The sequence below is a fragment of the Flavobacterium sp. B114r genome, assembly GCF_056824125.1.
In genome coordinates this window covers 4,710,751-4,726,049 of sequence record NZ_CP124858.1, presented here as the reverse complement: position 1 = coordinate 4,726,049, position 15,299 = coordinate 4,710,751, and the positions used below count along the sequence as shown (strand labels likewise).

Sequence of the window (15,299 nt, the reverse complement as noted above, 5' to 3'; positions counted from 1 at the left end):
AAGATGAAAATTAAACACCTATTTTCCGCAGTTTTTTTAGTGTTGATGACATTAAAAGGAAATACGCAAACATCAAGTCAGGAAAAAGCAGACAAAGAGTATAACAAATACGCCTATGTTGATGCTATTGATATTTATGAAAGAGTAGCCAACAAAGGATATAAAAATGAAGATGTGTTCCAGAGATTGGCAAATTCCTATTATTTTAATGGTGAATTACCCCAGGCGGCCAAATGGTATGATGCCCTTTTTCTAATGAATAAAGAGCAGGATACAGAATATTACTATCGTTACGCCCAAAGCTTAAAAGCTATGGGGGATTATGCCAAAGCGGATAAAATTTTAGAGGCATTCAACAGAAAAATTGCCACTGATAAAAGAGGGATATTGTTTGAAAACAATAAAAACTATCTCGAGCAAATAAAGTCAAATTCCGGTCGATTTGAAATGACCGATACCGGAATTAACTCCACTCAAACGGATTATGGAAGTGCCTATTACAACAACAAACTTGTATTTACTTCAGCCAGAGATACCGGAGGAGTAGCTAAAAAAACATTCAAATGGACAAATAAATCTTTCACAAATTTATATTGGGCAGAATTAAAAGCTGATGGAACTGTGGGTAAGCCAGAGAGGTTCGAAAAAAAAATCAATTCAAAATTTAATGAATCCACACCTGTTTTTACCAGGGATGGAAAAACGATGTATTTTACAAGAAACAATTTTCTGGATGGAAAAAGAGGAAAAGACGACAAGAAAATTACATTATTAAAACTCTATAAAGCAAATTTTGTTAATGGAAAGTGGAGTAATATATCTGAATTACCATTTAACAGTGACCAATACAGTACGGCACATCCAGCATTAAGCAAGGATGAGAAGAAACTGTATTTTGCATCAGATATGCCGGGAACATTAGGACAATCAGATCTGTTTAGTGTAACGATTAGTAGTAATGGGAGTTTTGGAATACCCGAAAATTTAGGAGCAACAATCAATACCGAAGGAAGAGAAACATTTCCTTTTATATCTGATTGTAATGAACTGTATTTTGCCAGCGACGGCAGACCAGGATTAGGTGGACTTGATGTATTTGTTTCAAAAATAGATGCGGAAGGTACATTTGGGGCAGTGCAAAATGTTGGTGCTCCTGTAAATGGAAAACAAGACGATTTTGCTTTTATTATCGATAGTAAAACAAGAAACGGATTCTTCTCCTCCAATAGAGAAGGAGGCCTAGGAAACGACGATATTTATATGTTTACCGAAACCAGAAAACTACTTTGTGAACAAGTATTAAAAGGGACTGTAGTCGATTTTGAAACTAAAAAAATACTGGAGAATGCCAAAGTAATCTTGCTCGACGGACAATTTAAAACCATAGCCGAAGTGGTAACAGGATTGGATGGAAGCTATAAATTTAATGTGGAATGCAATAAAAGTTATCATCTAAGGGGAGTAAAACAAGAATATGAGACTAGGGAAATTCCAGTTAGAATAGAAGGAAAAAGTGGAGAAACCAACTTAGAGCTGCAATTAGAAAAACGAATTAAACCAATAGAAATAGGAACAGACCTGGCTAAAACGCTTAATATTCCGATTATTTATTTTGATTTGGACAAATCGTTTATTCGAAAAGATTCAGCCTTTGAACTGGAAAAAATCCTGGTGGTCATGACCCAATACCCAAAGATGAAAATTGATGTTCGTTCTTATACTGACAGTCGTCAGACCGCTAAATACAATCTCGCTTTATCTCAAAGAAGAGTCAAATCGACTATACAATGGTTAATTAAAAAAGGGATTGACCCAAGTAGATTGACAGGGAAAGGTTATGGAGAGAATCATCTGGTAAACAAATGTTCTGATGGTGTCCCTTGTAGTGAGGCAGAGCATCAGTTAAACAGACGAAGTGAATTTATTATCGTTTCAATCCAATAATGAGTATAAGCTAATCTTTGAGTTGTGATATTAAGTTACATTATCGAATATTGAATCAATACCGGAAAATGTAATTTAGATTGTCTGCCTTATGCGTGTGAGAAACACATGCATAAGGCGAAAATGGAAAGTATATAATTTTGGAAGATTATATAAAATGGATTTATTTGGGCAGCAGTAAATTTTTATTTACTGCTGTTTTTTTTAAAATGTGTTTTAATCAATTCTTGTTTTTTTCATTAAAGAGCAATTGTATTTCTAGTCAGGTTTTTGAAAACGCATTATTTTTTATAATTAATCGGTAAATAAATGAAAGTAAGTAAAGCAATGTTTTTTATAAAAATGGGAATAACTATGGCTACAGAAGAACAAGTTGAGATATCAAGAATTGAGCTCAAAAAAATAGTAAATTTTTTACCCTATCCTATCATAATTTCTGAGAAAGTCGGAGGTGAATTTTTTTATCTTTTTTTTAATAAAAATTTTAATAAAAAAATAGGTTATACTATAGATGAAGTAACAACAAGAACGGATTTATTAAAATTAATTTTCCCAGATGATTTCTTGCGTACTGAAATTACCCAGCAATGGGCTTCCCGAGAAAAGCAAATTAAAGAAACTGGTAAAGGGCACGTGAAAATTAAAGCACATCTCACCTGCAAAACAGGAGAAAAAAAATGGTTTGAAATTAAAAGTTCCATTGTAAAAGAGTTACATATTATTGCTTTTGTTGATATTGATAGCGATGTTATGTTACAGGAGAAATTAAGAAAAAACAACCTTAATAATGACAGGATGCTTACCATCTTAGGCCATGATTTACGCAGTCCTATTGCAAACCTAATTTCTATCTCATCTCTAGGTGAGCAATCGGAAATTTCGCAACAGGAGTTCATTTCAATGATGAAGATTCTAAAAGTGGAGTCTATAGAGGCTTTGCAATTATTAGATACTACGTTTAGTTGGGCCAGACTAAATTTCAACTATATTCAATATAGAAAAGTCCGGATTGATTTTGATGAGCTAATAAATAATGCGCTAAAAGTGAATAAAGCTACATATGAGAACAAAAGTATTACCATTGCTGTTGATATAGAGAAGCTTAATGATATAGAAAACGATTTGAAAATACTAACTACTATTGTGCGAAACATCATTTCAAATGCCATTAAGTTTACCTCTGAAAATGGTTTAATTTCGATAAAGGCCCTTGAGAATGAATTAATAATTAACGATAACGGAATAGGAATGAGTACAGAAATGCTTGACGCTGTTCTGAGTCAAAATTATCGCAGTAGAAGAGGAACTAATAATGAAAAGGGCATTGGACTTGGTTTGCGACTTGTTCTGACTCTGGCGGAAAAGATCAATTGCAGAATAATTATAGCAAGTACAGTATTAGTAGGTACATCTGTGAGAATTATTTTCGACACACCAAGGCATTAACTTAAAAAGGATTTCAATTGAACTTAATTATTTAAAAATTTTGTCCAGAAAACTAGGGTTTTGAATTCAAAAATCAGACTCAAATATGTTGCAGAATAATACTAAAGATAGTCTTTTAATCTAGTAGAATTTGTTGTTCTAAAATTTTAAAAAATGCCAGTCCAACACTAGGATCTGCGCTATATTATATTATAAAAAGAATCCGAGAAGATGTCAAAAAAAATGTTAGAATAGTTTCTTTTATTGTAACTACATTATAGAGTGAATTGAATTTATAACAATTAGTTTATACTTTATTAATGTTTACAATAACAGCAAGAATTGCCTACTTAAACTGCTGGCTTTTTTTGAGTTAAAATTGGCATCCTACCTGAGGAATTATTGATGTTTTTGAATTATTTTTAAAAGTTTATCGGTACGATATAGTGCCATACAAAAAAAAACAAAAGAAGGAAGTGCAGAACATCAAAGTATACTTTTAGTAATTACAAAGCTTGTAGAGTATTTTTTTTCAAATATATACTTTTTTTACATCTTTAAATAAAAAGTTTATGCCCACTTCTTTTGGTTCTGTCGCATTTGGGATACGTTTTATCTTTGCCTTTTTTAATTTCTTAAACTCATAAATACGAAAGGTCAATTGCTACCCGAAGTCTATTATATTGAAGGCAGTAGATTCAAATCTTGTGAAATTTTTCCTGCGTGATAAAAATACACAAGGCTATTTCTGCAATTTTTATAGCTATATAAATATTAATGTCTTGAAATTAAATCCAGGGCTAATTCTTTCTCGAGAAATATCCTTCAGCATTTAAAAAAGAAGTAGACTAATATTCCCCTGCCGAATTGAAATCCAGTCGAAAAATCGCTTTTATTTTACACACATATATAGTTATACAATTAATCCTTGTACTATCATTATACAAAATTTTGAAACACTATAATTCTGAAAGTTTCATCTTTTATTATATAATCTTTTAAATGCTCTGAGTACTATCTTTAGTCGCTTTATCATTATTAATAAAGCGCAGTAATAAATTATAAAATATTTAAAGAAGTAGTAGATGGCTTTAACCCAATGCAGTATTAAAGGTACCAACATTGAATGGATTGATCTTGTTGATCCCACTGATCATGAATTATCAGCCATAAGTGAAAAGTTTCATCTTAATTCATACGCACTACTAGATTGCCTGGATCCGGATCATCTTCCAAAATTTGAGGAACACAATAATACCCACTTCCTAATTATAAGAGTTGTCAGTGAAAATAAGGAAAAATTGCAGACCGTCCAGAGTCTGAGTTGTAAAATTGCTGTTTTTTATAACGAATCCTTTATCATTACAGTTCATCGTACAGCCCAGCCTTTAATTTCAACTATAAAAGAAACGTATGTCGATACTGGGAAAGTTAAAACAAGCACAGGCATTGTCATTCATATTGTTCGCGATGCACTGCATTCTTTTGAACAGCCCGCTATAAATCTATCGAATAAAATTGACGGTTATGAATCTAAATTATTTTTGAAAAAAAATATCCCTGCTGATATGATAGAGGCAATTTATTACCTAAAAAACAGGGCAGGATTATACAAAAAACTGCTTTTGTTGAGTAATGAAGTTGTAAATTCTATCAGGGCAGAAGGAGAAGAAGTACCGGCACTTAGAGATGTTCACGATCTGCATACTAAACTTTTGATGCTCAACGATCAGGTTCAGGAAGATGCAAAAGAGTTATTGAATATTTATTTGTCTTTATCTGCCAGGAAAACAAACGATGTTATGAAAGTGCTCACTGTGTTTTCTGTTTTTTTTATGCCACTTACATTTATAGCAGGGATCTACGGGATGAATTTCAAATTTATGCCTGAACTTAATTATTATTGGGCATATCCAATTACTTTAATTGTAATGGTTTTAGTTTCTATAATAATTTTTTTATGGTTTAAAAGAAAGAAATGGCTTTAGAATAGTATTTTATAAATTGAAAATTTACAGTTAAACAATAATAGAAACGTAATGAAAATGATGGAAAATAAAAAGAGAATTGCGATTTTAGGAGGAGGACCAAGCGGACTGTTTATGTATAAAAGATTGGTTGAATCAGGAAGCACAAATTTTGAAATAGACATCTATGAACGAAAATCTACCCTTGGCGCAGGAATGCCTTATAGTCGAGAAGGAGCAAATGACGAACATGTAACCAATGTATCAGATAACGAAACGCCCGGAATTGCCACTTCAATTTCAGAATGGATTTTGACTGTACCATTAGATTTACTGGAAAGATTTGAAATTGATCCTGATAAATTTACTGAATATAAAGTAGTGCCAAGATTACTTTTTGGATATTATCTCGCCGACCAGTTTAAACTTTTACAGCAAAAAGGAGATGAAGCTGGAATAACAACACGAATTCACTATCAAAGCAATGTGGTGGATATTAGTTACAACGAACAAGACAATGAAGTATGGGTAGAAACAATTACTGAAAAAGATAAATTTGACCATGTAGTTATTTGTACAGGACACAACTGGCCACTGCGATATGAAGGAAAGGTCAAAGGGTATTATGACGCTCCATATCCGCCATCAAAGCTTTTGCTTAAACTCAATCACCCAGTAGCTATAAAAGGGTCGTCTTTAACCGCGATAGACGCCATAAGAACTCTTGCCAGAGAAAATGGTTCATTTAAAAAAGATGAAAATGGAAATATAAGTTTTCAAAGCCATGTAGAAAGCCCCGATTTTAAAATGATCATGCATTCCAGAAGTGGAATGCTACCTGCAGTAAGATTTCATCTCGAAGATTCTCATCTTAATAATAATTCGCTGCTGACGGAAAAAGAAATTGAATTGCACAGAAGAGAGAATGATGGTTTTCTCTCACTGGATTTTGTATTTCAAAAAGATTTTAAAGAAATATTCCGCGATAAAGATCCTGATTTTTACAATAGAATTAAAGATCTCAGTATTGAGGATTTTGTTTTGGAAATGATGGAACTCCGAGAACGTCTTGAACCATTTCAGCTTTTAAAAGCAGAATATATTCAGGCTGAGAAATCGATAAAAAGGCAGGAATCAGTGTATTGGAAAGAGATGCTGGCAGTTTTGAGCTTTGCTATGAATCATCCTGCAAAATACCTTTCGGCAGAAGATATCCAACGACTTCAAAAAGTACTTATGCCATTGATATCAATTGTAATTGCATTTGTTCCGCAAAAATCCTGTATCGAGTTACTGGCGCTTCACTACGCAGGAGTTCTGGATATTATTCCCGTTGGTGCAGAAAGTACCGTAGAACCGCAAAATGGTGGTGGAATCCGGTATAACTTCTTGGATCAGCATAACAATCCACAATCCGTATTTTATGAAACTTTTATTGATTGTGTTGGTCAGCCACATCTATCTTACGCAGATTTCCCTTTTAAGAGTTTACTTTCACAAAAAGCAGTCAGTCCTGCAAAAATAAAATTCAAATCAAGTGAAAGAGGGCATCTTGCTTTTTTAGAAGGCAACGGCTCCGTAGAAAGTGACAGTACAGGAAGTTACTTTTTAAACGTATCGGGAATTGCAATAAATGATAATTTTCAAATTATTGACCAGTACGGAGCCTACAATGAAAACATATTTATTATGGCAGTTCCGTACATTGGAGGTTATAATCCGGATTATTCCGGACTGGATTTTTGCGAAGCGGTATCATTGCGTATTATAAATAGCATACAGGGAATAAATTAAAGTAAGAAATTGTACAGTAATATCTTTTTCCTACATATAGACATATTATCTTTTTTTTCAAAAAAAGCGAAAATAACTTTCTCTCGTTTAAAGTACTTCTCAGTGAAAATCTGAATTTTTAAAGATTAAAATAAAGATCCAGGAGCACAGATACCCTCAGTATTCGTTTAAACTAAGAGAATTTAATTTGAAATACCCCGTAAAATAAGAGTATATTTACTTACAAACAAATAACCGCTAGATGAAATTCCAACACATTTTACATGTTGATGATGATACTGACGATTGTGAAATGTTTCTTTTAGCGCTGCGAAAAGTGTCCGAAAAAGTGGGGTACACAGCGATCAATGATCCACTTTCGGCAGTAATACAACTCGAACAGAAGATAATCGTCCCTGACGTCATCTTACTTGATTTTAATATGCCACTGATGAATGGTATACAATTCTTGCAGCATATTAAAAAAAATATCGAACTCAGAGATATCCCAATTATAATGTTCTCTACTTCATCAGTAGATGAATTAAAAAACCGGACCAAAGATATGGGTGCCCATGATTATATTACTAAACCTATGGATTTTAATGGCCTGGTTGCCATATGTAATAAATTTTTAATTGGGTAAAATTTATGCAGACACTAGATAAGGAGAATAAAGACATGATAAATAGCAGGGACCAGATTTCTGACCACCGAAATGGAGAAATGGAACGCCTGACAAAAGCATTCGATTGGTCGAAGACCTCAATCGGATCGTCATTATATTGGCCGGCAAGCCTACATATCACAATAGATATCATGCTTTCTTCTAAATTCCCTATGTTTTTATGGTGGGGAGAAAAAAAAGTTCAGTTTTATAACGATGCTTACCGCCCAAGTCTTGGAGATCAGGGAAGACATCCGCTCGCACTTGGTCAGGAAGGGGAACCTTGCTGGGAAGAGATCTGGAAAACGATAGGCCCTTTAATTAATCAGGTATACACCGGGGGGGAAGCTACCTGGAGCGAAGACCAGCTGATTCCGATCTCCAGAAATGGAAAAATTGAGGATGTTTACTGGACATTTGGTTATAGTGCTGTGTGCGGTCTGGATAAACAAATTGAAGGAGTTTTGGTGATCTGTACCGAAACTACTAAAAAAGTACTGGCAATAAAGCAGATAGAAGAAAAGGAAGCGGAACTGCGCAATACTATACTTAAGGCACCAATTGGAATGTGCATTCTCACCGGTCCTGACCATGTTGTAGATATTGCCAATGAAAAAATGATTGAAGTGTGGGGAAAAACTGCTGAGGAAATAATGAACAAACCTATTTTCGAAGGCGTATTCGAGGCCCAGGACCAGGGGTTTGAAAAATTGCTTAAGCAGGTATATGAAACCGGCAAACCCCATGTTGCACATGAGATCCCAATTTTCCTGCCAAGGGACGGGAAACTGAAAAAAGTATATGTAAGCTTGATTTATGAGCCCTGCCGAAATGAGCATGATATTATAACTGGAGTATATGCGGTAGTTATTGACGTGACAGCTCGCGTGCTGGCGCAGGAACAAATTGAACAGATTGTAGAGGCACGAACGAAAGAGCTTAACGAGGTAAATTTAAAATTGCAAAAAACAAATGAAGAACTGGAGCAATTTGCTCATATTACATCACATGATCTGCAGGAGCCATTAAGGAAAATAAGTGTTTTTTCGCAGCTTTTGGAGCAGAAAGTTGGATTGATGGATGATGATTCGAGAACTTATCTGGGCAAGATAAATATTTGTTCTAACAGGATGGTTAATTTGATTCGCGATTTACTGGGCTACAGTGAAGTAGCAAAACAGGAAAGTTCTTATACAACTATTGACCTCAATGATGTAATTGGAGAGATCATATCTGACCTGGAGATTTTAATCCTGCAGAAAAAGGCTTTTATTGAACATGGAGTTCTGCCAACGATAGAGGCTGATCCTGTGCAGATGGCCCAATTGTTTGGAAACATTATCTCCAATTCATTAAAATACAGTAAAAGCGATGTTTTTCCAGTTATTACCATTAGCAGCAAAGAGGTAACGTTACAAGAAATTGCCTTTAACTCAAATCTTATTGAGGGAAACACGTATTACAAAATTGAAATTGCTGATAATGGAATTGGATTCAGCCAACAATACAGCCAACAGATTTTTAGTATTTTTCAAAGACTTCACAATAAGACTGAATATGGGGGAACGGGTATTGGCCTGGCACTGTGCAAAAAAATAGTACAAAAGCATAGTGGAGATATTTTTGCAGAAGGAAAAACTGGCGAAGGTGCAAAATTTACCGTTATACTCCCTTTAAAACACAACTGAAGCAAAGTGCATAAAAAAAATTGTGGCTAACAGGTACTCTTATTTTATATTCTGAAAGACACCCCCAATTCGGCAAATTTATTATTATATCCATGCATAATTCCTGTTCCTGCCATAAAATCGAATTGCAGGTTTTTATTGGATAAAAACAAAACTCCTACATCCGCGCTGTTTTGCGCATGATGCTGTGAAACGGCCGTACCAAATGTTTCTACAAATAACTTTAATTTTTGGCTCAGGGAATGGTCGGCAGAAATTGAATAGATGTATTCAGGATCAGCTGATTGCGAAAGCCAGTGAACTCCTGCATTATATCCTAAATGAGTAGTTTTTGAAAGTGTATGCTGCGCCAGCAAACGAATCTCCGGACTGTAGTATTTATCTTTAAAAACTTTGTCTGCCATCCACGGAATACTCACACGACCTAAAATACCGATATCGGGAATAGCTACGCCTTTATGATCGAGAATGTGATATTTAAAACCCACTATAACTGGCGTAATACCAAAACCATGTTGTTGATTTTGATCGCTCATTTTTAAAACACTTTCAACTCTAATTTCTGTATTTTTAAAAATACCGTATCGCATCACGACTTGAGGAATTTCATAAGTCTTCTCGTTTTGCTGCCTTTCAAATGAAAATCCGTTTTCTACTTGCAGATGATGTGAAGTAACAGCATTGGGGCTTTCGGTTTCATTAGGGCGGTCAGTCTGCATTTGCTGTGCCGAAGCCATAAAGGGAAAGTAGAAAGTAAGCATAAGGAAAGTGAATGATCTATAGAATATTTTCATGTTACATTTTGTTTTTATTTTAATCTGTTTTTTTTAAGGCTTGGCAGTCCTGATTAAATGGCAAAAAACGATCATATCATAATTCTGAGGATTCCTGGTATTGTAGAAAGAAACTTTTGATTGTAATTTTCCCTCTTGTGTTTGTACATTTCTTTGCATGGCGATAAGTTTGTTTAAGTCATTTAATATTAGATCATATTTACAATTTTGTAATTTTTTAACTTACCCAAAAGTAGCTTGCCAAGAGACAGTAAAATTATATGATTATTGAACTTTATTATACAATTATAATTTCTTATGTATTGATTTTTAAAGGTTTAAATAATGAAAGAATGCTGGAAAATTGTATAAGAAATTGGCACCCAGCAATGCTACATTTGAAATTCTAATTAAAAAATATCTATTATGAAAGATTCAAATACTAAAGCGTCCGCTAAAAAAGTAACGTCTGCAAAAAGCAGTTCAGCTTCTAAAAGTACAGTTGTTAAAAAAACAGCTGATAGTAAGTCAAAATCAGGTTCTTCTAAAACAACAGTGAAAGCTAAGGCATCAGCCGCAGAAGGATTGAGAGATTTGTTTGTTGATTCATTAAAAGATATCTACTGGGCTGAGAAAGCACTTGTAAAAGCACTACCAAAAATGGCAAAAAATGCTACTTCTCAAAATTTAATTGACGCCATCAACGATCACTTAGCAGTTACTCAAGGACAGGTCGCAAGATTGGAAGAAGTTTTTGCTTCAATTGGAGAAAAAGCAGCTGCAAAAAAATGTGACGCTATGGAAGGACTTATTAAAGAAGGCGAGGGTATTATGGAAGAAACTGAACCAGGTGCAGTTCGCGATGCTGGAATAATTGCTGCTTCGCAAAAAATCGAACACTATGAAATTGCTACTTATGGAACCTTGGCCTCGTTTGCGAAAACCCTTGGTGAAGATCAGGCTGTTTCATTATTGATTCAGACTTTAAACGAAGAGAAAGAGGCGGACATAACCTTAACCGAGGCAGCATATAACACTATCAATTTCGACGCTACTGAAGGCGATAAATAAAATATTTTTCTTTATAAAAAGCCTGCAATCTCAAAATTGCAGGCTTTCTTTATTTATCACAAGATATAACGAGAGATTACATTTATGGTTATCTTCAGTTGTAAGTACTATTATACTAAAAAAGCCAAGTTAAAATTAATTTCAATTTTAATTCTATATAGGATTTCTATTTGTGTAATATTTATAAGAATAAGCAGATATCTGTAAATTTAATAGCTTAAATAAAAGTTACTTATTTTTCTATTAATTGTAAAAACAAAAAACATGAAAGTAGCAGTTATTCACCAACCCTGTTCCATGAAATATGATACAGTAGAAGATCCAAAAATCAGGATGATATTATCCTGAAGGTAGCCTCCACGGTTATTTGTGAACCGTACCTGTACATGCAAGGAGCGATGACTATTTTTAAGGTCAATTTTAAAAAGAATGATGAAATTGATATAATGAATTACTATATCTGTAAGGATTGTCCAAATGCCCTTCCATAAAATCAAAAATGGACGTATATAGCTTCATATAATATATAGATAAAGCGAAAAACGCTTATAACGTGTCTTTTTAGATCTTATTATAAGCGCTTTTTTGTCTAAAAATAAATCTGATCAAAATAAGGGATGTTTTTCAGTACCCTCCCAAACGGTGCAGATTTTTTTATAATTGGTGAAAAAATAATTATTCGGCAGCGATTATATTAACGGCATTTAATGCAACATCGTTAAGTAAGCAGTCAGCCTCTTTTTCTTCAGCAAGGGTTTGTGTTAATAATTTTGCTGCATCATTCTCACCAAGTGTTTTAGCAAAGGCGACAAGTGTGCCGTAAGTAGCAATTTCATAGTGTTCGATTTTTTGCGAAGCAGCAATTATTCCAGCATCGCGAACAGCTCCGGGAACGGTTTCCTCGAGGATACTATCACCTTCCTTTAAAAGTCCTGCCATAGCTTCGCATTTTTTTCCTTCGGCCTTTTCTCCTACAAGTTCAAAGACCTGCTCCAGACGCGCCACTTGGTTTTGGGTAACCGCGTGATGTTCTTTAATAGCACTTGCCAGACTTGCAGAAGTTGCATTGGCTGCCATTTTTGGCAAAGCCCCCACCAAAGCATTCTCAGCCCAGTAAATGTCCTTTAAGCTGTCAATGAATAGCTCTTTTAGTTCTGTGGCAGCATCACTGGCCGGCTTTACAATCTCAGCACTGTTTTTTTTATTCGAATTAGAGCTGTTATTAGCAGCATTGATTTCATTTGGTTTTTCTGAATTTTTCATAAGGTTTGATTTTATGTATTAGTTATATAAGTTTTTTTCACGCTCCCAGATGCGGTGTTTCCCCATAGCTGTAATAAATTCTTGTGCAAATGCATCAGATCCTGCATCGCCTGCCAATATAATTCCTGGGTCATCATTAGTAATTTTTGATGCGAAAGGAGCTGCATTTAAGACCGTTATTGCCTGCCCATCTGCACCAATTACTTTGCAGTGTTTATAGGCATCGCTCAGGAATTCATTTACATCATCATTGTCAATTAACACTTTTATGCCCAAGCCATCAGCTACATAGACAGCGTCAAATAATACGGAAGATGCAGTAAGAAAACTAAAATCAACATGAATGGCCCCGTCGTTGTCTGTAAGCACCGAACCAAGATGCGGCGCAATAATACATCCTTTTGCATCTTGTTTTAAAAGCGCACTTTTAATATTCATGACACTTGTCTGTGAAACTCCATCTGCGCATATAATTGCTACTTTTCGCGAGGCAATAGTAGGGGAGTTAGTCGGGTTTTTCAGCATTGTCAGAGCATCCGAGAAGGCAACCGATTGATCCACAGTTTGAGGTTCTTGTTTACCTTCTGCTTCAGTTTCTGGTGATACACCACGATTTAATGGAGTTTCCAATACTGGTGGAACTGTCGCACCGAGTCCTATGGCCACTTTTTCTGCGAGTTCTGTATCAACTTGCGAGAGAAGTCCAAGCATTCTCAATCGGATAGCTGTCGTTTCCACTTTTCCAAGTTCAAAGCGAAGCGCCTTTACGATATGGCTCTTTTCTGTGGCGGTCTGACTATTGAAAAATAATTTGGCCTGGCCAAAATGATCGTTAAAGCTTTCGCTTCTTTCTCTTACTTTATGGGCATCGATACGTTCCTCAAAACTTGAAAAACCTCCTTCGGCAATCTTAGCCTGATAAGGACAGCCGCCTCCAAGGGAATTCGGGTGATAACTCACACGGCCCACGTTAATTTCCTGACGCATATGTCCCTCACGCTGATTATTGTGTACAGGGGCTACACTTCGGTTAATTGGAATTTCATGAAAGTTTGGGCTTCCAAGTCTGGATAACTGCGTATCGGTATAAGAAAACAATCTTCCCTGTAATAAGGGGTCATTAGAGAAATCAATTCCGGGAACGACATGTCCGGGATGAAAAGCGATTTGTTCTGTCTCTGCAAAGAAGTTATCAGGATTACGGTTCAGTACCATTCTCCCTACAATGGTTACAGGTACCAGTTCCTCGGGTACAAGCTTGGTTGGGTCAAGTAAATCAAATTCATATTTATTTTCATCAGCAGCGGGAATTATTTGCACTCCTAATTCCCATTCAGGGAAATTACCCATCTCGATGGCTTCCCATAAATCTTCCCTGTGAAAATCGGGATTTTTTCCTGAAATTTTTTGAGCTTCATCCCAAGCTACAGCATGCGTGCCTAATTTTGGTTTCCAATGGAATTTTACAAAAGTAGATTCGCCTGCTTCATTAATAAGTCTGAAGGTATGTACCCCGAACCCTTCCATCATACGATAGCTTCTTGGAATGGCACGATCAGACATTACCCACATGATCATGTGCATTGATTCGGGCATTAGTGAAATAAAATCCCAAAAAGTGTCATGCGCAGATGCAGCCTGCGGTATTTCATTGTGCGGTTCTGGTTTTACAGCGTGAATTAGATCGGGAAACTTTGATGCGTCCTGAATGAAAAACACTGGAATATTATTTCCCACCAGATCATAGATACCTTCCTGAGTGTAAAATTTCACCGAAAATCCGCGAACATCACGTGCTAAATCGGTAGAACCACGAGAGCCTGCAACGGTTGAGAATCTTGCAAATACGGGAGTTTTAAGTCCGGCTTGCTGCAAAAATCCCGCTTTAGTTAATTCCGGGATCGGGTTGGTTACTTCAAAAAAACCATGTGCTCCCGAACCTCGTGCGTGTACAATTCTTTCAGGGATTCTTTCGTGGTCAAAATGGGTAATTTTTTCCCTTAAAATAAAGTCCTCCAATAAAGAAGGCCCTCTTTCTCCTGCTTTTAAAGTGTTATTGTCATCGTTAATTCTGACACCCTGATCTGTGGTTAAAAACTTATTGGTGCCGTCAGATTTGTTGATAGACAGATCTCTCTGCTTTTCATCCTGCAAATTTTTCATATAAGTAATATTTAGTGGTTACAATTCAAAGCCTGAAACAGAAGTTCCTATAATTTCCAACTTCAGAGTATATGAAGATGAGCTCTTATATATTTATCAGGCAGTTCAAATTTACTTTAAACATAATGACCGCACTTACAGAATTACAGCAAGACATTATACAATTTTCAGTATGTAATATGTTTGATTGCAGTGTTTTATGAAATATTTATGACTCAATGAGAAAATAATATAATAATGAAAAGGAAAGTTGTAAAATGGTATCAAGCTACCTGGGTTAATTTTACTTTTGAAATGCAATTATAATATGTTTTTCATAATGGCTTTTTAGGATAAAGGGAAATTATTTATTAAACAATAATAATATGAATATGTTTAAGAAAGGACAAAATGTACAGCAGGAATTTGGCAATCAGATTATGAAAATTATTGGATTTGAGCCTGAACTTATTGAAAATGTAATTACTCAATGGGAAGATGAAGAGGGAACAATAGTGACGGGAAAATTTATGGAGTCACAACTGCTGCCGGCAGAGGAATAAAAAAAGAAGGTTTTACTATTATG

General features: G+C 35.2%; 11 protein-coding genes. 8 read left to right on the top strand and 3 right to left on the bottom strand.

What is annotated here, in order from left to right; translation table 11 throughout:
- The first annotated feature begins 3 nt into the window (after positions 1-3).
- The 6 genes from QLQ94_RS19715 (at position 4) to QLQ94_RS19690 (ending at position 9,464) form a co-directional block, all read left to right on the top strand.
- Positions 4-1,944 (top strand): OmpA family protein, encoded by a 1,941-nt coding sequence (locus QLQ94_RS19715; protein ID WP_482498324.1) that lies wholly within the window; start codon positions 4-6, stop codon positions 1,942-1,944.
- A gap of 309 nt (positions 1,945-2,253) precedes the next feature.
- On the top strand, positions 2,254-3,390 hold the full coding sequence (locus QLQ94_RS19710; protein WP_482498323.1) for a PAS domain-containing sensor histidine kinase: 1,137 nt from the start codon (positions 2,254-2,256) through the stop codon (positions 3,388-3,390).
- 1,064 nt (positions 3,391-4,454) lie between these two features.
- Positions 4,455-5,357 (top strand): magnesium transporter CorA family protein, encoded by a 903-nt coding sequence (locus QLQ94_RS19705; RefSeq protein ID WP_271336211.1) that lies wholly within the window; start codon positions 4,455-4,457, stop codon positions 5,355-5,357.
- Positions 5,358-5,408: 51 nt separating this feature from the next.
- A complete protein-coding gene (locus QLQ94_RS19700) occupies positions 5,409-7,130 on the top strand; it encodes an FAD/NAD(P)-binding protein (RefSeq protein WP_482498321.1) in 1,722 nt (573 codons plus the stop codon).
- A gap of 241 nt (positions 7,131-7,371) precedes the next feature.
- Positions 7,372-7,755 carry a response regulator gene (locus QLQ94_RS19695; RefSeq protein WP_271336213.1) on the top strand — a complete coding sequence of 128 codons (384 nt, stop codon included), beginning with the start codon at positions 7,372-7,374 and terminating at the stop codon, positions 7,753-7,755.
- Positions 7,756-7,790: 35 nt separating this feature from the next.
- Positions 7,791-9,464 carry a sensor histidine kinase gene (locus QLQ94_RS19690; RefSeq protein ID WP_482498319.1) on the top strand — a complete coding sequence of 558 codons (1,674 nt, stop codon included), beginning with the start codon at positions 7,791-7,793 and terminating at the stop codon, positions 9,462-9,464.
- Between the two features lie 44 nt (positions 9,465-9,508).
- On the opposite strand, the gene QLQ94_RS19685 is transcribed toward QLQ94_RS19690, so the two are convergent.
- Entirely contained in the window at positions 9,509-10,258 is a 750-nt protein-coding gene (locus QLQ94_RS19685; protein WP_482498318.1) for a transporter, read from the bottom strand.
- Positions 10,259-10,663: 405 nt separating this feature from the next.
- Between QLQ94_RS19685 and QLQ94_RS19680 the strand changes: the two genes are divergently transcribed.
- Entirely contained in the window at positions 10,664-11,308 is a 645-nt protein-coding gene (locus QLQ94_RS19680) for a YciE/YciF ferroxidase family protein (RefSeq protein WP_271336216.1), read from the top strand.
- Positions 11,309-11,983: 675 nt separating this feature from the next.
- On the opposite strand, the gene QLQ94_RS19675 is transcribed toward QLQ94_RS19680, so the two are convergent.
- Both QLQ94_RS19675 and QLQ94_RS19670 read right to left on the bottom strand, forming a co-directional pair.
- Complete coding sequence (locus tag QLQ94_RS19675; RefSeq protein WP_271336936.1) at positions 11,984-12,571, bottom strand: ferritin-like domain-containing protein; 588 nt, start codon at positions 12,569-12,571, stop codon at positions 11,984-11,986.
- Positions 12,572-12,589: 18 nt separating this feature from the next.
- The gene (locus tag QLQ94_RS19670) at positions 12,590-14,734 is read right to left on the bottom strand and encodes a catalase (protein ID WP_271336935.1); all 2,145 of its coding nucleotides are present in this window, start codon (positions 14,732-14,734) and stop codon (positions 12,590-12,592) included.
- Positions 14,735-15,099: 365 nt separating this feature from the next.
- Here QLQ94_RS19670 and QLQ94_RS19665 point away from each other — a divergent pair, with 365 nt between their 5' ends.
- Positions 15,100-15,276 carry a hypothetical protein gene (locus QLQ94_RS19665; RefSeq protein ID WP_271336934.1) on the top strand — a complete coding sequence of 59 codons (177 nt, stop codon included), beginning with the start codon at positions 15,100-15,102 and terminating at the stop codon, positions 15,274-15,276.
- Positions 15,277-15,299: the final 23 nt, after the last annotated feature.

Excerpts from the sequence above, each read along its gene's own strand:
- QLQ94_RS19700 (WP_482498321.1), top strand. The coding sequence starts at position 5,409 with ATGAAAATGATGGAAAATAAAAAGAGAATTGCGATTTTAGGAGGAGGA.
- QLQ94_RS19690 (WP_482498319.1), top strand. The coding sequence starts at position 7,791 with ATGATAAATAGCAGGGACCAGATTTCTGACCACCGAAATGGAGAAATG.
- QLQ94_RS19685 (WP_482498318.1), bottom strand. The coding sequence starts at position 10,258 with ATGAAAATATTCTATAGATCATTCACTTTCCTTATGCTTACTTTCTAC.
- QLQ94_RS19680 (WP_271336216.1), top strand. The coding sequence starts at position 10,664 with ATGAAAGATTCAAATACTAAAGCGTCCGCTAAAAAAGTAACGTCTGCA.
- QLQ94_RS19715 (WP_482498324.1), top strand. The coding sequence starts at position 4 with ATGAAAATTAAACACCTATTTTCCGCAGTTTTTTTAGTGTTGATGACA.
- QLQ94_RS19705 (WP_271336211.1), top strand. The coding sequence starts at position 4,455 with ATGGCTTTAACCCAATGCAGTATTAAAGGTACCAACATTGAATGGATT.
- QLQ94_RS19670 (WP_271336935.1), bottom strand. The coding sequence starts at position 14,734 with ATGAAAAATTTGCAGGATGAAAAGCAGAGAGATCTGTCTATCAACAAA.
- QLQ94_RS19675 (WP_271336936.1), bottom strand. The coding sequence starts at position 12,571 with ATGAAAAATTCAGAAAAACCAAATGAAATCAATGCTGCTAATAACAGC.
- QLQ94_RS19665 (WP_271336934.1), top strand. The coding sequence starts at position 15,100 with ATGAATATGTTTAAGAAAGGACAAAATGTACAGCAGGAATTTGGCAAT.
- QLQ94_RS19710 (WP_482498323.1), top strand. The coding sequence starts at position 2,254 with ATGAAAGTAAGTAAAGCAATGTTTTTTATAAAAATGGGAATAACTATG.
- QLQ94_RS19695 (WP_271336213.1), top strand. The coding sequence starts at position 7,372 with ATGAAATTCCAACACATTTTACATGTTGATGATGATACTGACGATTGT.